At 68.3% G+C, this 19,200-nt stretch carries 17 protein-coding genes; 10 read left to right on the top strand and 7 right to left on the bottom strand.

What is annotated here, in order from left to right; genetic code table 11:
• Positions 1–107: 107 nt before the first annotated feature.
• The 3 genes from polA to nadB form a co-directional block, all read right to left on the bottom strand.
• Positions 108–2,867: a DNA polymerase I gene (gene polA / locus OXR08_RS04210; RefSeq protein WP_267347934.1), complete on the bottom strand. Its 2,760-nt coding sequence runs from the start codon at positions 2,865–2,867 to the stop codon at positions 108–110.
• A 78-nt stretch (positions 2,868–2,945) separates the two neighbouring features.
• Complete coding sequence (locus OXR08_RS04205; protein WP_267348023.1) at positions 2,946–4,058, bottom strand: serine hydrolase; 1,113 nt, start codon at positions 4,056–4,058, stop codon at positions 2,946–2,948.
• Positions 4,059–4,193: 135 nt separating this feature from the next.
• Positions 4,194–5,783 (bottom strand): L-aspartate oxidase, encoded by a 1,590-nt coding sequence (gene nadB / locus OXR08_RS04200; RefSeq protein WP_112383746.1) that lies wholly within the window; start codon positions 5,781–5,783, stop codon positions 4,194–4,196.
• Between the two features lie 122 nt (positions 5,784–5,905).
• On the opposite strand from nadB, the gene OXR08_RS04195 reads away from it, so the two are divergent.
• Positions 5,906–6,703: an SDR family oxidoreductase gene (locus OXR08_RS04195; RefSeq protein WP_112383745.1), complete on the top strand. Its 798-nt coding sequence runs from the start codon at positions 5,906–5,908 to the stop codon at positions 6,701–6,703.
• Positions 6,704–6,937: 234 nt separating this feature from the next.
• On the opposite strand, the gene OXR08_RS04190 is transcribed toward OXR08_RS04195, so the two are convergent.
• On the bottom strand, positions 6,938–7,858 hold the full coding sequence (locus OXR08_RS04190) for an ABC transporter ATP-binding protein (protein WP_267347931.1): 921 nt from the start codon (positions 7,856–7,858) through the stop codon (positions 6,938–6,940).
• Positions 7,859–7,940: 82 nt separating this feature from the next.
• On the opposite strand from OXR08_RS04190, the gene OXR08_RS04185 reads away from it, so the two are divergent.
• Both OXR08_RS04185 and tldD read left to right on the top strand, forming a co-directional pair.
• Positions 7,941–8,174 (top strand): zinc-finger domain-containing protein, encoded by a 234-nt coding sequence (locus tag OXR08_RS04185; protein WP_112383744.1) that lies wholly within the window; start codon positions 7,941–7,943, stop codon positions 8,172–8,174.
• Between the two features lie 46 nt (positions 8,175–8,220).
• On the top strand, positions 8,221–9,648 hold the full coding sequence (tldD, locus tag OXR08_RS04180) for a metalloprotease TldD (protein ID WP_149682688.1): 1,428 nt from the start codon (positions 8,221–8,223) through the stop codon (positions 9,646–9,648).
• 7 nt (positions 9,649–9,655) lie between these two features.
• Here tldD and OXR08_RS04175 read toward each other — a convergent pair whose 3' ends face one another.
• Together OXR08_RS04175 and OXR08_RS04170 are read right to left on the bottom strand one after the other, a co-directional pair.
• The gene (locus tag OXR08_RS04175) at positions 9,656–9,952 is read right to left on the bottom strand and encodes a CcdB family protein (RefSeq protein WP_267347928.1); all 297 of its coding nucleotides are present in this window, start codon (positions 9,950–9,952) and stop codon (positions 9,656–9,658) included.
• Positions 9,952–10,197 carry a type II toxin-antitoxin system CcdA family antitoxin gene (locus OXR08_RS04170; RefSeq protein ID WP_267347926.1) on the bottom strand — a complete coding sequence of 82 codons (246 nt, stop codon included), beginning with the start codon at positions 10,195–10,197 and terminating at the stop codon, positions 9,952–9,954. Before OXR08_RS04170 ends, OXR08_RS04175 begins: the two co-directional genes overlap by 1 nt.
• 51 nt (positions 10,198–10,248) lie before the next feature.
• On the opposite strand from OXR08_RS04170, the gene OXR08_RS04165 reads away from it, so the two are divergent.
• The 3 genes from OXR08_RS04165 (at position 10,249) to OXR08_RS04155 (ending at position 12,300) form a co-directional block, all read left to right on the top strand.
• Positions 10,249–10,449, top strand: a complete 201-nt coding sequence (locus OXR08_RS04165; RefSeq protein WP_112383742.1) for a DUF2007 domain-containing protein — start codon at positions 10,249–10,251, stop codon at positions 10,447–10,449.
• A 142-nt stretch (positions 10,450–10,591) separates the two neighbouring features.
• On the top strand, positions 10,592–10,930 hold the full coding sequence (locus OXR08_RS04160) for a P-II family nitrogen regulator (protein ID WP_112383741.1): 339 nt from the start codon (positions 10,592–10,594) through the stop codon (positions 10,928–10,930).
• An 11-nt stretch (positions 10,931–10,941) separates the two neighbouring features.
• Entirely contained in the window at positions 10,942–12,300 is a 1,359-nt protein-coding gene (locus OXR08_RS04155; RefSeq protein ID WP_267347923.1) for an ammonium transporter, read from the top strand.
• Between the two features lie 247 nt (positions 12,301–12,547).
• Here the strand turns inward: OXR08_RS04155 and OXR08_RS04150 are convergent, their stop codons facing one another.
• Positions 12,548–12,937: an EF-hand domain-containing protein gene (locus OXR08_RS04150; protein WP_267347921.1), complete on the bottom strand. Its 390-nt coding sequence runs from the start codon at positions 12,935–12,937 to the stop codon at positions 12,548–12,550.
• A gap of 147 nt (positions 12,938–13,084) precedes the next feature.
• Between OXR08_RS04150 and OXR08_RS04145 the strand changes: the two genes are divergently transcribed.
• From OXR08_RS04145 to OXR08_RS04130, 4 genes are read left to right on the top strand one after another with little or no spacing between them, the layout of a single operon-like run.
• Positions 13,085–14,302, top strand: a complete 1,218-nt coding sequence (locus tag OXR08_RS04145) for an argininosuccinate synthase (protein ID WP_267347919.1) — start codon at positions 13,085–13,087, stop codon at positions 14,300–14,302.
• Positions 14,303–14,343: 41 nt separating this feature from the next.
• The gene (locus tag OXR08_RS04140) at positions 14,344–16,029 is read left to right on the top strand and encodes a hypothetical protein (protein ID WP_267347917.1); all 1,686 of its coding nucleotides are present in this window, start codon (positions 14,344–14,346) and stop codon (positions 16,027–16,029) included.
• 41 nt (positions 16,030–16,070) lie between these two features.
• Complete coding sequence (locus OXR08_RS04135) at positions 16,071–17,561, top strand: hypothetical protein (RefSeq protein ID WP_267347915.1); 1,491 nt, start codon at positions 16,071–16,073, stop codon at positions 17,559–17,561.
• A gap of 10 nt (positions 17,562–17,571) precedes the next feature.
• Complete coding sequence (locus OXR08_RS04130) at positions 17,572–19,188, top strand: hypothetical protein (RefSeq protein WP_112383735.1); 1,617 nt, start codon at positions 17,572–17,574, stop codon at positions 19,186–19,188.
• Positions 19,189–19,200 lie beyond the last annotated feature (12 nt).

Genomic DNA, 19,200 nt, shown 5'->3' with positions numbered 1-19,200 from the left:
CTCACCCTTCCCACCCGGCTGCGCCAAGCAGGCCCCTTCCCTCTCCCGCTGGGAGAGGGAAGGCGCGGCGAGGCCGCGGAAGGGTGAGGGCGACCGGGTGGTGGCGTTCAATGTGCCGCTCCCCAGCTTGCTCCCGTGCCGATCTCGACGCCCAGCGGGACCGAGAGCATCACCGCAGGCTCCGCGGCGCGCTCCATGACGTCGCGGATCACCGCGCTGGCGGCGTCGACATCGCCTTCGGGCAATTCGAAGACCAGTTCGTCGTGAACCTGGAGGAGCATGCGGACATGGGACAGGCCGGCCGCCTCCAGCGCGGGTTCCATGCGGACCATGGCGCGCTTGATGATGTCGGCCGAGGTGCCCTGGATCGGCGCGTTGATCGCGGCGCGCTCGGCACCCTGCCGCTCGCCCTGGTTGCGCGACTTGATGCGCGGGAAGTGCGTCTTGCGGCCGAACAGCGTCTGGGTGAAGCCGTGGTCGCGCACCTGGGTCAACGTCTCGGCCATGTAGCGGTTGATGCCGGGGAAACGCTCGAAATAGCGGTCGATCATCGCCTGCGCCTCGTCGGCGGAGACTTCGAGACGGCCGGCAAGGCCCCATCGGCTGATGCCGTAGAGGATCGCAAAGTTGATCGTCTTGGCTCGCGCGCGGGTGTCGCGGTTCACTTCGCCGAACAATTCGGTGGCGGTCAGGCTGTGGATGTCGTCGCCGTTCGCAAACGCATCGCGCAGCGCCGGCACGTCCGCCATGTGGGCGGCGAGGCGGAGTTCGATCTGGCTGTAGTCGGCCGCGAGGATGACGTTGCCCGGTTCCGCCACGAAAGCGTCGCGGATCTGGCGGCCGACCTCGGTACGGATCGGGATGTTCTGGAGGTTGGGCTCGGTCGAGGACAGGCGGCCGGTCTGCGCGCCGGTCAGCGAATAGCTGGTGTGGACGCGACCGGTCTTGGGATTGATCTGTGCCTGCAGCGCATCGGTATAGGTGTTCTTCAGCTTGGTGAGCTGGCGCCAGTCGAGCACCTTGCGCACGATCTCCGCACCCGGACCGCCGTCGCGCGCGAGGCGCTCCAGTTCGGTGACGTCGGTGGAGTAGACCCCGGACTTGCCCTTGCGCCCGCCCTTCAGGCCCAGCTTCTCGAACAGGATGTCGCCAAGCTGCTTGGGGCTGCCGATGGTGAAGGGCTGGCCGGCGAGCGCGTGCACTTCGCCCTCGCGCTCGGCGATGCGGCCGGCGAACTCGTCGGACAGCCTGGCCAGCACCTCGCGGTCGACCTTGATGCCCCGGCGCTCCATGCGTGCGATCACGGGAACGAGCGGGCGGTCGACCATCTCGTACACGCGGGTCGAGCCTTCGGCGGGCAGGCGCGCCTTGAAGCGCTTCCAGAGGCGCAGCGTCACGTCCGCATCCTCGGCGGCGTAGCGGGTGGCGGCGTTCAGATCGACCTCGTGAAAGCCGCGCTGCGTCTTGCCGGTGCCGACCACGTCCTTGAACGCGATGCAGGCATGGCTGAGATGGGTGGCGGCGAGTTCGTCCATGCCATGACCATGCAGGCCGGCGTCGAGATCGAAGCTCATCACGATCGTGTCGTCATGCGGCGCGACCGCAATGCCGCGCTCGCCCAGCACGATCATGTCGAACTTCAGATTGTGGCCGATCTTCAGGACCGAGGGGTCCTCCATCAGGTCCTTGAGCTTCGCCAGGGCGACGTCGCGGTCGATCTGCACCGGCACCTCGGCGAGCAGGTCGTTGCCGCCGTGGCCGAGGGGGATGTAGCAGGCGAGGTTGGGGGCGAGGGCGAGGCTGACGCCGACCAGTTCGGCCTGGGTGGCGTCCGTCGAACTCGTCTCGGTATCGACCGCGATCCAGCCCTGGTGGCGTGCGACGGCGATCCAGCGATCGAGCGCGTCCACATCCTGCACCGTCTCGTACCCGTCATGGTTGCAGGGCGGATCGTCATCCTCGGGCAGATCGACGGACGCCGGGTTCTCGACGGGGGCGTCGGCGACCTGACCGAGCTTGGTCAGGAGCGAGCGGAAGCCGTGATGTTCAAGAAAGGCGCGCAGCGGCGCGTCGGGTATGCCCTTGAGTTCGAGGTCTTCCAGCGGTTCGGGCAGCGCCACGTCGCAGCGCAGCGACACCAGCTCGCGGCTGAGCCGGGCCATGTCGGCATGCTCGATCAGATTGTCGCGCAGCTTGCCCTTCTTCATCCCCTCCGCGGCGGCCAGGACGCCCGCCAGGTCGCCATGTTCGAGGATCAGCTTGGCCGCGGTCTTGGGCCCGACGCCGGGGACGCCGGGGACGTTGTCGACGCTGTCGCCCATCAGCGCCAGCACGTCGCCCAGTTGCGAGGGCGCGATGCCGTGGAACTTCTCCGCGACATGCTCAGGGCCCAGCCGGCGGTTGTTCATCGTGTCGTACAGGTCGAGGCCGGGCTCGATCAGCTGCATCAGGTCCTTGTCGGACGAGACGATCGTCACCTGCCAGCCTTGCGCCAGTGCCGCCTTGGCATAGCAGGCGATGATGTCGTCGGCCTCCAGCCCCTCGGTCTCGATGCAGGGCAGCGAGAAGGCGCGGGTGGCGTCGCGGATCATCGGGAATTGTGGCACCAGGTCTTCGGGCGGGGGCGGCCGGTGCGCCTTATACTGGTCGTACAGGTCGTTGCGGAACGTCTTCGACGACTTGTCGAGGATCACCGCCATGTGGGTCGGACCCTCGGCCGCGTGGAGTTCGTCCGCCAGCTTCCACAACATGGTGGTGTAGCCATAGACCGCGCCGACCGGCTCGCCATGCTTGTTGGTGAGCGGCGGCAGCCGGTGATAGGCGCGAAAGATATAGCCGGAGCCGTCGACGAGATAGAGATGGGGCATGACGGTTCGGGGGTGTAGCGGATGCGGGGGTGCGTAAACAGCCCCCGCCTTGGCGATAGCGGCGGGGGCGGCTTTCCGTCAGTTGGCGACCGAGCCCGGTCCCTGCGCGGAACCGGCATAGGTGGCGACGGCGGCGGCGACGTTCTGGATCAGCACCTGGCGGTTGCGGATCGGCTCGGTCGTGTCGCCGATCATCACCGCGACCGCAAAGCGGCGGCCGTCGGGCGCGGTGAGCAGCCCGACATCGTTGAACCCGGCGTTGCGGCGGCCGAGATCCTGTCCGGTGCCGGTCTTGTGCGCGAGCTGCCAGCTGGCCGGTATGGCGGCGCGCAGGCGGGCATGACCGGTGCGCGAGGCGCCCATCGTCTCCAGCAGGATGCGCGTCGAGGTTTCGGACAGCAATTCGCCGCGGGTCAGCCGGGCGAGCGCGTCGGCGATGGCGATCGGCGCGGCACCGTCGGGCGGATCGGCGACATAGGCGTCGAGCGCGGTGGCGCGCGCCGCCGGGTCGAGCCGGGCGCGCGCCACGGAAAAGGCGTTGCCCAGCGCATAGGCGGGTTGCCAGGTCAGGCCGGCGGTCTTGGCCTGGAGCAGCCGTTCGCCGGGGCCGAAGCGGATGTCGCCCAGCCGCTTCTCCGCGATCATCCGCCGCACCGCCGCCGGCCCGCCGACATAGGTGAGCAGCCGGTCGTTGGCGGTGTTGTCGCTCTGGGTCAGGGCGCGGGTGAGCAGGCCGCCGACGGTGGTCTGGAATCCGTCGCCCTTCACCAGATAGGCGATCGGCTGGTGGAACAGCGTCAGGTCTTCGCGGCGGACGGTGATCGGGTCGTCCAGCCGCGCCTTGCCCTTGTCGCGCAGGTCGAGCAGCGTGATCGCGACCCACAGCTTGGATACCGATTGCTGGGGCAGGCGCTGGCGGCCCCCGGCCTCCACCGTCCAGCCGTCATCGACGGCGCGGATGGCGATGCCCTTCTTGCCCTCGAACCCGGCATACAGGCTCTGAACGGTGCGGATCAGGCCCTGCGGTGCGGCGGGCGCCGTGCGCGGACGGGGCGGCGGCACGGGGATCGACACCGCCACCTCCGGTTCGCGCGCCGGGGCGTTGGCGCTGGCGCCGGGGCTTGGCACCACATTGCATCCGGCAAGCGCCAGCAGACCCGCAACCGTCGCCCATCTGCCGAACCCGGCCATACGCATGTTCACAAAAGCACCCCGCACGATGCCACGATCCTTGACCGGTCGAGCGGTGTCAGGAAACCGCGGATTTCCGCGGGTTGCGATGAAGCGCGGCAGGGGTGCGGCGAACCGCGAAGCCGGGGGTGGCGGTCAGGGGACGAGGATCGTGTCCACCGCGTGCGGCAGGGTTTCGGGATAGTCGAGCGTATAGTGGAGGCCCCGACTCTCCTTGCGATGCAGCGCGGAGCGGACGATCAGGTCGGCGGTCTGGAGCAGGTTGCGCAACTCGATCAGGTCGGGGGTGACGCGGAAATGGCCGTAATGCTCGGCCACCTCGTCGTTCAGCATGCGGATGCGGTTGGCGGCGCGCTGCAACCGCTTGGTGGTGCGCACGATGCCGACATAATTCCACATGAACCGGCGAATCTCCGTCCAGTTCTGCTTGATGACCACTTCCTCGTCCGAATCGGTGACGCGGCTTTCGTCCCAGGGGCGGATCGCCGGCGGCGGCGGCAGGTCCGCCCAGTGCGCGGCGATATGGTTGGCCGCCGCCTCGCCGAAGACGAAACATTCGAGCAGCGAGTTGGAGGCGAGGCGATTGGCACCGTGCAGCCCGGACTGGGTGCATTCGCCCACCGCATAGAGGCCGGGCAGGTCGGTATGCCCGTCCCGGTCCACGACGATGCCGCCGCAGGTATAATGCTGTGCCGGCACGACGGGGATCGGCCCGGTCGTCATGTCGATGCCGAGGCCGCCAAGCTTTTCCTGGATGTTGGGGAAGTGCGCGCGGATGAAATCGGCCGGCATGTGGCTGATGTCGAGATGGACGTAATCCAGGCCGTCACGCTTGATCTCGGCATCGATCGCGCGGGCGACGACGTCGCGGGGGGCCAGTTCGGCGCGGGGGTCGACATCGGGCATGAAGCGGCGGCCGGTGCGCGGGTTGCACAGCCGCCCGCCCTCGCCGCGCACCGCCTCGGTGATCAGGAAGTTCTTGACCTCCAGATTGTAGAGGCAGGTCGGGTGGAACTGCATGAATTCCATGTTCGACACGCGCGCACCTGCACGCCACGCCATGGCGATGCCGTCGCCGGTCGCGCCGCGCGGCGCGGTGGAGAACAGATAGGTGCGGCCCGCGCCGCCCGTCGCCAATATCGTCGCGCGTGCGGTGTGCAGCCCGACGCGGCCGGTACGGCGATCGACCGCATAGACGCCCCACACGTTGCCGGCGCCCGAATAGCGCATTTCGTGCCGGCTGGTGGCGAGGTCGATCGCGACCTGATCGGGGATCAGGGTGATGTTGGGATGCGCCTCCGCCGCCTTTTGCAGCGCGTCCTGCACCGCCCAGCCGGTGGCGTCGGCGACATGGACGATGCGGCGGTGCGAATGGCCGCCCTCGCGGGTCAGGTGCAGCGTGCCGCCTTCCTCGGCAAAGGGGACGCCCAGCTTTTGCAGACGCTCGATCGCGGCGGGCGCGCCCTCCACGACGAATTCGACGATGCTGCGGTCGTTCAGCCCGGCGCCGGCGACCATCGTGTCCTCGACATGGTTGTCGAAGGTGTCGCCCGGCTCCAGCACCGCCGCGATCCCCCCTTGCGCCCAGGCGGTGGAGCCTTCGTTCAGGGCGCCCTTGGCGAGCACGGTGACGTGGAAGCGTTCCGCGAGGTTGAGCGCGGCGGTCAACCCGGCCGCGCCCGACCCCACGATCAGGATGTCGCTCGTCGATGCGGAACCGGTCACGTCGGGCAATCTCCGGCAAGGCCTAAAGCGCGTCGGATGGCAGGCGGGGCGTGCGGGCGCAAGGGACGTGGAACAACAGCGCCCGTCCCTTCGTCCCGCCCCCGGAGCATTTGGAGAATGACATGGATCTGGAGATTGCGGGGCGCATCGCCCTCGTGACGGGCGCGGACAGCGGCATCGGGCTGGAGACGGCGCGGATGCTGCTGGAGGCGGGGTGCCGTGTCGCGATCACCGACAAGACGCACGAGCCGCTGGAACAGGCGCGCAGCATGCTGGCGAGCCACGGCGAGGTAATCGCGGTGACGGCGGACGTGACCGACACGATCGACGTGTCGCGGCTGTTCGCCTCGGTCTACCGCCAGCTTGGCAATCCCGACATCCTGGTGAACGCGGCCGGGGTGACCGGTGCGACCGGCGACTTCCTGTCGGTGGACGAGCGCGGCTGGCTGGAAACGCTGGACATCAACCTGCTGGGTGCGGTGCGCATGTGCCGCGCGGCGATCCCGGGGATGCGCGGCAAGGGCTGGGGCCGGATCGTGATGCTGGCGTCCGAGGACGGCGTGCAGCCCTATGTCGACGAACTGCCCTATTGCGCGTCGAAGGCGGGCATCCTGTCGCTCTCCAAGGGCTTGTCCAAGGCCTATGGCCGGGACAACATCCTGGTGAACGCGGTGTCGCCGGCATTCATCGCCACGCCGATGACCGATGCGATGATGGACGAACGCGCCAGGAAGCGCCGCACCACGCGCGAGGAGGCGATCGAGAGCTTCCTGAAGGAAGAACGCCCCGGCATGGTGCGCGGACGGCGCGGCAAGCCCGAAGAGGTAGCGGCGATGATCGCTTTCCTGTGTTCGGAGCGGGCAGGGTTCATCACCGGCGCGAACATGCGGGTGGATGCGGGGTCGGTGATGACGATTTGAGGTTTCTGCTTCAATCCCTCTCCCCGCCGGAGAGAGGGCGGGGCCCGCCGCTAAAGCGGTGGGAGGGTGAGGGGGCGCCAAGCAGCGCTACACTGCTTGTCTGCCCCTCACCCTTCCCACTGCCTGTCGGCAGCGGGCCCCTTCCAGCATCAGGTCGGTCATGCCCCCGGCATGACCTGAACAGCGCGGGGCGCTGTTCACCTGATGCTCCCCGGTAGGGAGAGGGAGTGATAATCACCCCGCCGATCGGGTCAGGCTGAGGAAGACGTCTTCGAGGTCGGCTTCCTTGGTCGAGACGTCGACGATGCCGTAGCCTTCGCGGGTGACGGCGGCGAGGACCTCGCCGGCGTTGACCCGGTCCTTGGCATAGGTGATCTCCAGCGTGCGCGTGCCCTTCAGCACGATCTTGCCGAAGCAGGCATTGTCGGGGACCCCCGCGACGTCACGGTCGACGGTGACCGCGACGATCTTCTCCTGCGCCTTGCCGACCAGTTCGCGGGTCGGCTCGTTGGCGACGAGGCGACCGTGATTGATGATCGCGATGCGGTCGCACAACTCCTCGGCCTCTTCGAGATAATGGGTGGTCAGCACCACGGTGACGCCGCCGCGGTTCAGTTCGCGGACATAGGCCCAGAGTTGCTGGCGCAGCTCGATGTCGACGCCCGCGGTGGGCTCGTCCAGCACCAGCACCGGGGGCGTGTGGACCATCGCCTTGGCGACCATCAGGCGGCGCTTCATGCCGCCCGACAGGGTGCGCGCATAGGCGTTGGCCTTGTCCTCCAGATGCACCGCGCGCAGCAATTCCATCGAGCGGCGCTTCGCTTTCGGGACGCCGTAGAGCCCGGCCTGGATCTCCAGCGTCTCGATGGGGGTGAAGAAGGGGTCGAACAGGATTTCCTGGTTGACGATGCCGATCGACGCCTTGGCGTTGCGCGGATGCGCGTCGATGTCGAAGCCCCAGATGCTGGCATGACCCTCGGTCTTGTTGACCAGCCCGGCCAGGATGTTGATCAGCGTGGACTTGCCCGCGCCATTGGGGCCGAGCAGGCCGAAGATCTGGCCGCGCGGCACATCGAAGCTGACCCCGTCCAGCGCGCGCTTGCCGCCCGCATAGGTTTTGCACAATCCGTCGATCGAGATGGCCGCTTGCGTCATGGCAATCGCGATAGGCGTCTGTGCGGCCACCAACAACCGGGAATTGAACAGAAGGTCCGTGCCTGCTAATCGCGGGTCCATCATGTTGCCGCCGCCCGAAACCACCCGCGTCTCGCACGCCCGCGTCGCCTGTGACGGCGCCACCGACATTGCCGGCGGAGCCGCGCTCGGCCATCCGCGCGTCTGGCTCCAGATCGACGAGACCGGCTATGTCGACTGCGGCTATTGCGACCGACGCTTCATCCTGATCGGCGGACCCGCCGACGGGGCCGACCAGTCGCAGCTGCGCGATCACGGGGACGGCGCGGGCCGCTGATCGGCGGGGCCATTTACCTGGATCGGCCGTGCCCTATATCAAGGGCATGACGCTTGCCCCCGATCCCCGCTCGTTCCTGTACCGCGACACGCTCGATCCCGACACCGCCCGGCGCCTGACCGCGGCGGCGCTGGCGCGCGCCGACGATGGCGAGCTGTTCCTGCAATATAAGCGGTCGGAAGCGTTCGGCTTCGACGACGGCCGGCTGAAGACCGCCAGCTACGACACGCATTCGGGCTTTGGCCTGCGCGCGGTGTCGGGCGAGATGACCGCCTTTGCCCATGCCAACGAGATGAGCGAGGCGGCGATCCGCCGCGCGGCCGAGACGATGGCGCTGATCGATCCGTCGGGCGCCGCGCCTGCGGCGCCGCCGCAGGGGACCAACCGGCATCTTTATACCGCGGCCGATCCGCTCGACCTCGTCCCCTTCGCCGACAAGGTGAACCTGTGCCAGACGATCGATGCCGCCGCGCGTGCCCGCGATCCCCGCGTGGTGCAGGTGTCGGTCGGCCTGTCGGGAACGTGGAACGTGGTCGAGATCGTCCGCGCCGACGGCTTCCTCGCCACCGATGTGCGGCCGCTGGTCCGGCTCAACGTCTCGGTGGTGGTGGAGCAGAATGGCCGGCGCGAAAGCGGCAATTTCGGCATGGGCGGCCGGTATCTCTACGATCGGCTGATGGCGCCCGAGACATGGAATCGCGCGATCGACGAGGCGCTGGCGCAGGCGCTGGTGAACCTCGACGCGGTGGCCGCGCCGGCGGGCGAGATGACCGTGCTGCTCGGGCCGGGCTGGCCGGGCGTGCTGCTGCACGAGGCGATCGGCCACGGGCTGGAGGGCGATTTCAACCGCAAGGGCACCTCGGCCTTTTCGGGTCGGATCGGCGAGCGGGTCGCGGCGCCGGGCGTGACGGTGGTGGACGACGGATCGATCCAGGATCGCCGGGGCTCGCTGTCGATCGATGACGAGGGGACGCCGACCGCCGAGACGATCCTGATCGAGGACGGCATCCTCAAGGGCTATATGCAGGACCGGCTCAACGCACGGTTGATGGGGGTGGCACCCACCGGCAACGGGCGGCGCGAGAGCTTCGCGCATGCGCCGATGCCGCGGATGACCAACACCTTCATGAAGGCCGGCCGCGACGATCCGGCCGAGCTGCTGTCGCGCGTCAAGTCCGGCATCTTCGCCAAGAGTTTCGGCGGCGGGCAGGTCGATATCGTGTCGGGCAAGTTCGTGTTTTCCTGCACCGAGGCGTACCGGATCGAGAACGGCAGGCTGGGCGCGCCGATCAAGGGCGCGACGCTGATCGGCGACGGCCCGACCGTGCTGACCAAGGTGGCCGGCATCGGCGACGACTTCGCGCTGGACGAGGGCATCGGCATGTGCGGCAAGGGCGGACAGTCGGTGCCCGCGGGCGTGGGCCAGCCGACGCTGCTGGTGAACGGGCTGACGGTGGGCGGGACCGCGGTTTAAGGCGTGCTCAGACGCCGTTGATCAGCATGTCCAAGGCCCTGCCGATGACGTATTCCTGCTCGATCAGTGTTCCGGCCGGCTTGCGAAGCAGGTGAGCCGGGACAGCGGCGGCGAAATGCGTCTGCATCACATGCTCGTGTCCGTGGACGGTAAAGATCGGGTTCAGTCGCCGGTCTTCGCCCCGCACGCCTTCATAAGGAAGCAGCGGCACGACGAAGCGGCTGTTGAGACCGGATAGAAGGTCGGATTGGCAATCGATCCAATATCCGCCGTCGGGTGCCGGATACAGGTCGAACTTCGCCATCAGAAAAGGCGATATTTGGCGAGCGGCAGGCCATTGGCCTCGACCCAGGCATTGTTTGCCTCGATCCAATCCCGATGCTCGGCCTGCCATTGTTCGGCGCGTGCCGCCGCGGTCGCGGTACGGAGCGCATGTTCGCTGACCGTCGCCAGATCGATCCCGCATTCCCGCGCCGCTGCTACGACACCTGTGTCCAGCGAAAGGCTGACCGGTTCGCGTTTCCCCGATGGTACGGGATCGTGCTTCATGCGTTCAGCCTATGCACGCGACCTTCGCGCGTCAACGGAGCAGCCTTTTTCATGAGCCTCGTCGAACTCGGCCGTTATGATCGCAACGAGGCGCACATCCTGGTGGCGCGGTTGGAGAGCGAGGGCATTCCGGCGCTGGCCTTCGATGGTGGGGCCAGCATCGCGGACGGATCGTGGCTGCTGATCCCGGTGCGGGTGATGGTGGACGAGGATGATCTGGATGCGGCGCGCGGGATCGTCGACGCTGCCTGATTTTCGGGCATGGCCGGATCGGTGCCTAAATAAGTTACCGGGATCGGTGGCCCGTTCCCCTCAAACCCCGGCGAGCCCTTACGAAATGTAACTGGCACACCCCTTGCAAAGTTGCCGGACGGGTAACCGAAAAGGGGGTGCGATGAAGCTGGTCATTGCCATCATCAAGCCGTTCAAGCTGGACGAGGTGCGCGAAGCGCTGACCGTTCTGGGCGTGGCGGGGATGACGGTCACCGAGGTCAAGGGATTCGGTCGGCAGAAGGGCCAGACCGAGATCTATCGCGGGGCCGAGTACAGCACCAACATGGTGCCCAAGATCAAGATCGAGGTGGTGTGCGCCACCGATCTGGCCGACCGCGTCGTGGAATCGATCCAGGCGGCGGCAAACACCGGCGCGATCGGCGACGGCAAGATCTTCGTACTCGATGTGGGTCAGGCGGTGCGCATTCGTACCGGCGAAACCGACGATACCGCGTTGTGAGGGGGGACCGTATGAACCGAGCGATTCGTACCGCAGCGGGGCTGGGGCTGGGGGCGGCACTGTTCGCCGCGTTGCCGGCCGTGGCGCAGGAGGCGGCGTTGCAGGCGCCGCCGGCCGCGCCCGCCGGGGTGGTGAACAAGGGCGATACCGCGTGGATGATGACGTCCACTGTCCTGGTGCTGATGATGATCCTGCCGGGGCTGGCGCTGTTCTATGGCGGCCTGACGCGGGCCAAGAACATGCTGTCCACCATGACGCAGATCGGCGCGGTGGCGTGCCTCGCGATGCTGTTGTGGGTGATGTACGGCTATTCGCTGACCTTCGGTCCCGACCTGTCGGGCGGCGCGTCGAACTTCATCGCCGGTTTCGGCAAGGCGTTCCTGTCGGGCGTGACGCCCGCCAGCCAGGCCGCGACCTTTACCGCGGGCGTCGAGATCCCGGAATATGTCTTTGTCGCGTTCCAGATGACCTTTGCCGCGATCACCATCGCGCTGGTGCTGGGTTCGGTGGTCGAGCGGATGAAGTTTTCCGCGGTGATGGTGTTCGCCGCGGTGTGGCTGACCATCGTCTACTTCCCCGTCGCGCACATGGTGTGGGCGGCCTCCGGCCTGTTCTTCAAGGCAGGGGCGCTGGATTTCGCGGGCGGCACGGTGGTGCACATCAATGCCGGCGTCTCCGCGCTCGTCGCCTCGATCATCCTGGGCAAGCGCATGGGTTATCCGACCACGCCGATGCCGCCGCACTCGCTGACGCTGACCGGCGTCGGCACCGGCCTGCTGTGGGTGGGCTGGTTCGGCTTTAATGCCGGCTCCGCGCTGGAGGCCAACGGGTCGGCGGCGCTGGCGATGATCAACACCTTTGTCGCCACCGCATCGGGCGCGCTGTTCTGGATGCTCGCCGAGCGGCTGCACGGCCACAAGGGGTCGGCGCTCGGCTTCTGCTCGGGCATCGTCGCGGGGCTGGTCGCGGTGACGCCGGCGGCGGGCAATTCCGGCCCGTTCGGCGCGATCGTGCTGGGCGCGGTTGCCAGCGTCATCTGCTTCTACATGGTGTCGGTGGTGAAGCCCCGGCTGGGTTACGACGACTCGCTGGACGCATTCGGTGTCCACGGCGTCGGCGGCATGGTCGGCGCGATCGGCACGGGCATCGTCTATGCCCCCGCGCTCGGCGGACCGGGTGCGGCCGACTACGCGATGGGCGCCAAGCTGCTCGTCCAGCTCGGCGCGGTGGCGACCACCATCGTCTGGGCGACGATCGGCACGGTTGTCGCGATGTTCGTCGCCAAGGCGGTCACCGGCCTGCGTGTCTCCAGGGAAGTCGAGCAGGAAGGCCTCGACCTCGGTGAGCACGGCGAGCGCGCTTACAATTAAGAGATCGGGGGCGGACCGGCAGAGCCCGCCCCCCACGATGTTCCTCCTGCGGACGACCTGGCCCGGTGCGGTGACGCACCGGGTCTTTTTTGTCATGTCCATTTGGAAACTCGCGAAAGGGCGAGTTTCGAGGCGGCGCCGGCCCGCTCCCCCACCCGACCACCCATCAAGGATACTCTGTGGGTGGCCGGGTGGGGGAGCGGGCCGGCGCCGCAAAACGTGCCACGGCACGTTTTAAAACAAACGCTCAGCGTCCCTGGATTGCCTTCTTGGCAGTGGAGCGTTCGCCCGCGCCGATGCGGCCGTCGCGATTGGCGTCATAGGCCTGGAAGGTGGCGGCGAGCAGCGCCTGTGCTTCCTTTTCGGTCACCTTGCCGTCCTTGTTGGCGTCTGCCGCGGTGAACCACTTGGTCGCCAGCCGGTCGGCATGCGCCTTGTCGAACTTCTTGTTGGCAGCCCCCATGCGGGCGATGCGCGCGGTAACCTCCGCCTTGCTCCACACGCCGTCCTTGTTTGTGTCGGTCGCCTTGAACTCGCGCGAGAATTTGGCGGCGGCGGTGGCCTGCGTCTCCTGCGCGGCGGCGGGCAGGGCAAGCGTGCCGGCAACAGCGGCGGCGAGAAGGGCGAAACGGGGCATGGGGTGGTCGACTCCTGATGGCTTTTGGGCACGGTCGCTAGGACCTGCGGCTTGTACGCCCAATGAATGGCGCCGCACCCGGTTGCACGCCACCGCGCTTGCGCATAGGGGCGCGACCAAAGCCCTTATCCATCCAAGGACCCCCGCATGAGCGAAGATATCAAGCGCGTCGTTCTCGCCTATTCCGGCGGACTCGACACCAGCGTCATCCTGAAGTGGCTGCAACAGCATTATGGCTGCGAGGTGGTGACCTTCACCGCCGATCTGGGCCAGGGCGAGGAACTCGAGCCGGCGCGCGCCAAGGCCGAGCTGATGGGCATCAAGCCCGAGCATATCTTCATCGACGACCTGCGCGAAGAGTTCGTGCGCGATTACGTCTTCCCGATGATGCGCGCCAATGCGGTCTATGAGGGGACGTACCTGCTCGGCACCTCGATCGCGCGGCCGCTGATCGCCAAGCGCCAGATCGAGATCGCCCGGCAGGTCGGTGCCGACGCGGTCAGCCACGGCGCGACCGGCAAGGGCAACGACCAGGTGCGGTTCGAACTGGGCTATTACGCGCTCAATCCCGACATCAAGGTCATCGCGCCGTGGCGCGAATGGGACCTGACCAGCCGCACCAAGCTGATCGAGTTCGCCGAGGCGCATCAGATCCCGGTGTCCAAGGACAAGCGCGGCGAGGCGCCGTTCTCGACCGACGCCAACCTGCTGCACACCTCGTCCGAGGGCAAGGTGCTGGAGGACCCGTGGGACGAGGTGCCGGATTATGTCTATTCGCGCACGGTGAACCCCGAGGACGCGCCGGACGCGCCCGAGACGATCACCATCGATTTCGAGCGCGGCGACGGCGTCGCGCTGAACGGCGAGGGGATGAGCCCGGCGACCCTGCTCGCGAAGCTGAACGATCTGGGTCGCAAGCACGGCATCGGCCGGCTCGACCTGGTCGAGAACCGCTTCGTCGGCATGAAGAGCCGCGGCATGTACGAGACGCCGGGCGGCACCATCTATGCGATGGCGCACCGGGGCATCGAGCAGATCACGCTGGACCGGGGTGCCGCGCACCTGAAGGACGAACTGGCGCCGCGCTATGCCGAGCTGGTCTATAACGGCTTCTGGTTCTCGCCCGAGCGCGAGATGCTGCAGGCCGCGGTCGACCACAGCCAGACCAAGGTGACGGGCACCGTCCGCCTGAAGCTGTACAAGGGCTCGTGCATCGTCACCGGTCGCAAGTCGCCCTATTCGCTGTACAGCGAAAAGGTGGTGACGTTCGAGGACGACCAGGGCGCCTACGACCAGCGCGATGCGGCCGGCTTCATCAAGCTGAACGCGCTGCGCCTGCGCCTGCTCGGTCGGCGCGACCGCTGATCTAACTCGCGTTTAACCATCCCGGCCTTATGAGTGGTGCGATGACCACGCTGGGCACGGGATGGCGGCGGGACGCGCTGCTGGCGGTATTGCTGGCGGCCGTCCTGACCGCGGCATGGACGCTGCGCGACGCGGCCGCGCTGGCGGCGATGCGGCTGCCCGATACCGACGACCTGATGCGCCTCGTCCAGATCCGCGACTGGCGGGGCGGACAGCGCTTCGCCGATCTGACGCAGCACCGGCTGGGGTTCGACGGCGTGCCGATGCACTGGACGCGCCTTGCCGATCTGGGGCCGGCGGCGATCATCCTGCTCATTTCGCCCCTGGCCGGCGTCGCCACCGCCGAGCGGATCGCGGTGGTGGCATGGCCCGCCCTGTTGTTCGCGGGCGTGCTGTTCGTGATGGCGCGGGCGGCGCGCGACGTGGGCGGGAACAGGATCGCGCCGGTCGCGATGCTGCTTGCCGCGCTCGCCCATCCGGCCACCACATATTTCGCCCCGGGGCGGATCGATCATCACGGGTTGCAGATGCTGTTGTGGCTGATCGCGGTCGCGGGGCTGCTGGGGCCGGATCGCCTGCTGTACGGCGCGCTGATCGGCGGGGCGTCGGCGGCCAGTCTGGTGGTCGGGATGGAAACCGCACCGCTGCTTGCGCTGCTCGCCGCCATCCTTCTGGCGGAGGCGGCGTGGAGCGGGCGGCGCGACCGGCTGGTCGGCTATGGCGGCGGGCTGGCGTTCGGGCTGGTCGCCGCGCGGTGCTTTGCACCGAACTTCTGGTTCTACCCGGCGTGCGACGGCTTTACCGCCAATGCCTGGGTGGCGAGCGTGATCGGGGCCGCGGCGGTGTTTGCCGGGGCGGGCGCCACGGCTTTGCGCGACCGGCGGCATCGGCTGGCGGCGATCGGCGTCGTGGGTGCGCTGGCTGCATGGGCGGTGTGGCGGCTGACGCCGGCCTGCCTGTCGCCTTATGGCGCGCTCGACCCGCTATTGGTGCGCGTCTGGCTGTCGAAGGTGGCGGAGGCACGCCCGCTGCTGGCGACGCCGGCGGTGGCGATCGGCTATGGCGGACTCCTGGTCGCAGGCGTGCTGGCCGCGGTCCATGCCGTGCGTGCCGAGCGGACACGGGGCTGGATCGTCATCCTCGTGCTGCTGGTCGGTGCACTGGGCCTGGCGATGGTGCAGGCGCGGGCGGCCAATGGCGGGGCGCTGCTCGCCTGCCTGCCGCTGGCGCGGATCGTCGTGCTGGCGCGGGCGCGCGGGGGATGGCGGATGGCGGGGGCGTGGCTGGGGTCGGCGGGGATCGTCTATGCACTGATCGCCCAGATGACGGTGCCGGCGACGGCCGCATCGGCGCCGGGCGGAACCGCCGACATGGGCTGCACGCCGCCGGCGATGCTGGCGACGCTGGCGCGGCAACCGGCGGGGCTGGTGCTGGCGCCGGTGGATGCCGGCGCGATGCTGATCGCGCATACGCCGCACCGGGTGCTTGCCGCGCCCTATCACCGCGCGGGCGAGGCGATCCTGGCGAGCTATCGCTTCTACCGCCTGCCGCCGCCGGCGGCGCGGCGCATGGCCGAGCGGCTGGGTGTCCGCTACGTGCTGGCCTGTGCCGCGATGCCCTATCGGCAAGTGCCGGACAGCATGGCGGCGGCATTGCAGCAGGGCCGGGCACCGTTGACCGGCATCGCCCGCGTGGGCACGACGACCCTGTACCGGGTGACGCCTTGAGCGCAGGCTGGTGGCGGTCGCGAACCTTTGTCGCGCTTTGCGTGATGCTGTCCGTGGTGCCGCTGTTGTGGCCGGCGATCCCGCCGCTGACCGACCTGCCCGGCCATATCGGGCGCTACCGCATCCTGAGCGAAGCGGGGCAGGGGCCGCTGGCAGCGCATTTCGGGGTGCGCTGGGCGGTGATCGGCAATCTGGGCGTCGACCTGATCGTGCTGGCGCTGCACCCGCTGCTCGATGTCGAGCCGGCGGCGAAGCTGGCGGTGATGGCGATCCCGGCGCTGGGCGTCGCAGGCCTGTTGTGGCTGGCGCGCGAGGTGCATGGCCGCATCCCGCCGAGCGCGGCGTTTGCGCTGCCGCTGGTCTATGGCTGGTCGTTCCAGCTGGGTTTCGTGAACTTCTGTCTGGCGCAGTCGCTGGTCTTTCTGGGGCTGGCGGCGTGGCTGTATCTGGCGCGGACGCGGGCCAGCTGGGTGCGGATCGCGGCGTTCGCCGCCTTCGCGCCGATCGTCTGGCTGTGTCACAGCTTCGGCTGGGCGATGCTGGGGCTGTTCACGGGCGTGCTGGAATGGCGGCACCGCGTGGAAGCGGGGGAGCGCGCGGTGCCCGCCCTGCTGCGCGCGGGCGCGGCCGTCGCACCGATGGCGAGCCCGGTGCTGCTGATGCTGCACGGCCATGCGGATGCGCTGGCGGGGGATACCGGCGACTGGTTTGACTGGGGCGCCAAGCTGCAATGGGTGGTCGCGCTGTTCCGCGAACGCTGGAAGCCATGGGACATTGGCGGGCTGCTGGTGATGGTGGCGCTGTTCTACGTCGCTGCCCGGTCGCCGCGGCTGCGCTTCGCCGGGCTGCTCGGCTGGCCGGCGCTGGCGGGGCTGGCGACCTTTATCCTGTTGCCGCGGCTGTTCCAGGGCGGCGCCTATGTCGACATGCGGATGCTGGCGCCGTCGGTGGCGCTGGCGATCCTGTCGATCGCACCGCGCGAGGGTGAGGCGATGCTGGCGGCGCGGCTGGCCGGGCTCGCGATGCTGTTCTTCGTCGCGCGGATCGCCGTCACCACGCTCGCCTTCGTGCAGGTTTCGCAGGCGCAGGCCACAGCACTCAGGGCGGTACCCATGCCGCCGGTGGGCGCGGCGGTGCTGACGCTGGTGAACGAACCGCCGGCGTCGCTGTGGGGCAACGACCGGCTGACCCATATCGCCGGGATCGCCATCGCCCGGCGACGCATCTTCACCAACCAGCAATGGGCATTGGCCGGGCAACAGCTCGTCCATCCGCGCCACCCGCGCGCCGCACCCTTCGACCGCGATCCCTCGCACATCGTCTATCCTCCCGGACTGGTCGCGGGGGCGACCGACTTCGACACGGCGATCCGGACATTCGACCGGTGCAGTTTCGCTCTGGTCTGGACGATCGGTTTTCCGCCCGGCCGGGCCCAAGCCGCTGATCTTTCGGTCGCCTGGAGTGACGGCGCGTCTGCGATCTACCGCGTTCGCGAAAGCCGATGCTTGTCGCGGAGCCCGTCCGTCCGCTAGGCACGGGTCAATGAACGGGGGTACGCTTCACTGGTGGCAGACGCGGTGGTTCGTGGCGGCGATGGCGTTGCTCGCCGCGGTGCCGCTGCTCTGGCCCGATATCGCGCCGCTGGTCGACCTGCCGGGGCATATGGGGCGCTACCGCGTCCAGCTCGAAATCGGTCGCCAGCCCTGGCTGAACCAGTGGTATGATTTCCGCTGGCAGGTGATCGGCAATCTCGGCATCGACCTGCTGATCGTGCCGCTGGCGCCGCTGATCGGGCTGGAGCCGGCGGTCAAGCTGATCGTGCTGACCATCCCGGTGCTGACCGTGACGGGGCTGCTGTGGATCGCGCGGGAGGTGCATGGCCGCATCCCCGCCACCGCGCTGTTCGCGCTGCCGCTGGCCTATAGTTATCCCTTCCAGTTCGGCTTCGTGAACTTCGCGCTGTCGATGGCGTGGGCGCTCAACCTGTTCGCCCTGTGGCTGCGGCTGGGGCGCTATGACCGCGTGGCCCTTCGCGCCGCGATCTTCGTGCCGTTGTCGTGCATCCTGTGGGTGTGCCACACCTTTGGCTGGGGCGTGCTGGGCGTGCTGGCCTTTTCCGGCGAGCTGATCCGCCAGCGTGACCGCGGGCATGGCTGGGTCCATGCCTTCTGGCGGGCCGGCATCGGGTGCATTCCGCTGGCGCTGCCGATGGTGATGATGGTGCTGTGGCGATCGGGCGATCACGTCACCGGGCAGACCGCGGACTGGTTCAACTGGCGGTGGAAGATCAACTGGGTGCAGATGGTGCTGCGCGACCGGTGGATGGCGTTCGACCTCGCCTCCGTCACCGTCATGTTCCTGATCCTGCTGAAGGGCGTGCGCGACGAGCGGATCGAATATTCGCGCAACCTGGCGCTGTCGGCGCTGTTCCTGGCGGCGGTCTACATCCTGTTGCCGCGCATCGTGTTCGGCTCCGCCTATGCCGATATGCGCCTTGCCCCCTATGTGCTGGCGATCGCACTGATCGGGCTGCGTCCCAAGCGCGGGCTGTCGTTCCGGGGGGCGGCGACCTTTGCCGCGTTGGGGCTGGCGTTCTTTGGCGTGCGGATCGCCGCGGGCACCTACAGCAACTGGCTGTACGATCGCGATTACGACCGGACGCTGGCGGCGCTGGATCACATTCCGGAGCGTGCCCGCCTCGTGACGTTCGTGGGGCGGCGCTGCATCGACGACTGGGAATCCTCGCGGCTGGAGCATGTCGCCGGCCTCGCGCTGGAGCGCAAGCTGGCCTATGCCAACGACCAGTGGTCGATGGCGGGCGGGCAGTTGCTGACCGTCAACTACCGCGCGGCGGGCCGTTTCGCGCACGATCCGTCCGAGATCGTCACCGGCCGGCGTTGCCGCGGGCAATGGTGGCGGCCGATCAGCACCGCGCTGAAACTGTTGCCGCGCGACGCGTTCGACTATGTCTGGATGGTCAAGCCGCCTGCCTATGACCCGGCCCTGACCAGGGGCATGACGCCGATCTGGCGCGACGGGACCAGCGTGCTGTTTCGCATCGACGACCGCCGCCCGATCATCTCGCCCGAAGAATATGAGCGGCTGACGCGTCCGATCCGGCGGCCGCCACCTGCGGAGCCCAGCCGGATCGCGATCTGACGGAGGTAGGCC

This window comes from Sphingomonas sp. GM_Shp_2, from assembly GCF_026540875.1.
Taxonomy (GTDB): domain Bacteria; phylum Pseudomonadota; class Alphaproteobacteria; order Sphingomonadales; family Sphingomonadaceae; genus Sphingomonas; species Sphingomonas carotinifaciens.
The sequence above is the reverse complement of the archived record's forward strand: the minus strand, read 5'-3'. Positions and strand labels throughout refer to the sequence as shown.

Excerpts from the sequence above, each read along its gene's own strand:
- polA (WP_267347934.1), bottom strand. The coding sequence starts at position 2,867 with ATGCCCCATCTCTATCTCGTCGACGGCTCCGGCTATATCTTTCGCGCC.
- OXR08_RS04205 (WP_267348023.1), bottom strand. The coding sequence starts at position 4,058 with ATGGCCGGGTTCGGCAGATGGGCGACGGTTGCGGGTCTGCTGGCGCTT.
- OXR08_RS04195 (WP_112383745.1), top strand. The coding sequence starts at position 5,906 with ATGGATCTGGAGATTGCGGGGCGCATCGCCCTCGTGACGGGCGCGGAC.
- OXR08_RS04190 (WP_267347931.1), bottom strand. The coding sequence starts at position 7,858 with ATGACGCAAGCGGCCATCTCGATCGACGGATTGTGCAAAACCTATGCG.
- OXR08_RS04185 (WP_112383744.1), top strand. The coding sequence starts at position 7,941 with ATGTTGCCGCCGCCCGAAACCACCCGCGTCTCGCACGCCCGCGTCGCC.
- tldD (WP_149682688.1), top strand. The coding sequence starts at position 8,221 with ATGACGCTTGCCCCCGATCCCCGCTCGTTCCTGTACCGCGACACGCTC.
- OXR08_RS04175 (WP_267347928.1), bottom strand. The coding sequence starts at position 9,952 with ATGGCGAAGTTCGACCTGTATCCGGCACCCGACGGCGGATATTGGATC.
- OXR08_RS04170 (WP_267347926.1), bottom strand. The coding sequence starts at position 10,197 with ATGAAGCACGATCCCGTACCATCGGGGAAACGCGAACCGGTCAGCCTT.
- OXR08_RS04165 (WP_112383742.1), top strand. The coding sequence starts at position 10,249 with ATGAGCCTCGTCGAACTCGGCCGTTATGATCGCAACGAGGCGCACATC.
- OXR08_RS04160 (WP_112383741.1), top strand. The coding sequence starts at position 10,592 with ATGAAGCTGGTCATTGCCATCATCAAGCCGTTCAAGCTGGACGAGGTG.
- OXR08_RS04155 (WP_267347923.1), top strand. The coding sequence starts at position 10,942 with ATGAACCGAGCGATTCGTACCGCAGCGGGGCTGGGGCTGGGGGCGGCA.
- OXR08_RS04150 (WP_267347921.1), bottom strand. The coding sequence starts at position 12,937 with ATGCCCCGTTTCGCCCTTCTCGCCGCCGCTGTTGCCGGCACGCTTGCC.
- OXR08_RS04145 (WP_267347919.1), top strand. The coding sequence starts at position 13,085 with ATGAGCGAAGATATCAAGCGCGTCGTTCTCGCCTATTCCGGCGGACTC.
- OXR08_RS04140 (WP_267347917.1), top strand. The coding sequence starts at position 14,344 with ATGACCACGCTGGGCACGGGATGGCGGCGGGACGCGCTGCTGGCGGTA.
- OXR08_RS04130 (WP_112383735.1), top strand. The coding sequence starts at position 17,572 with ATGAACGGGGGTACGCTTCACTGGTGGCAGACGCGGTGGTTCGTGGCG.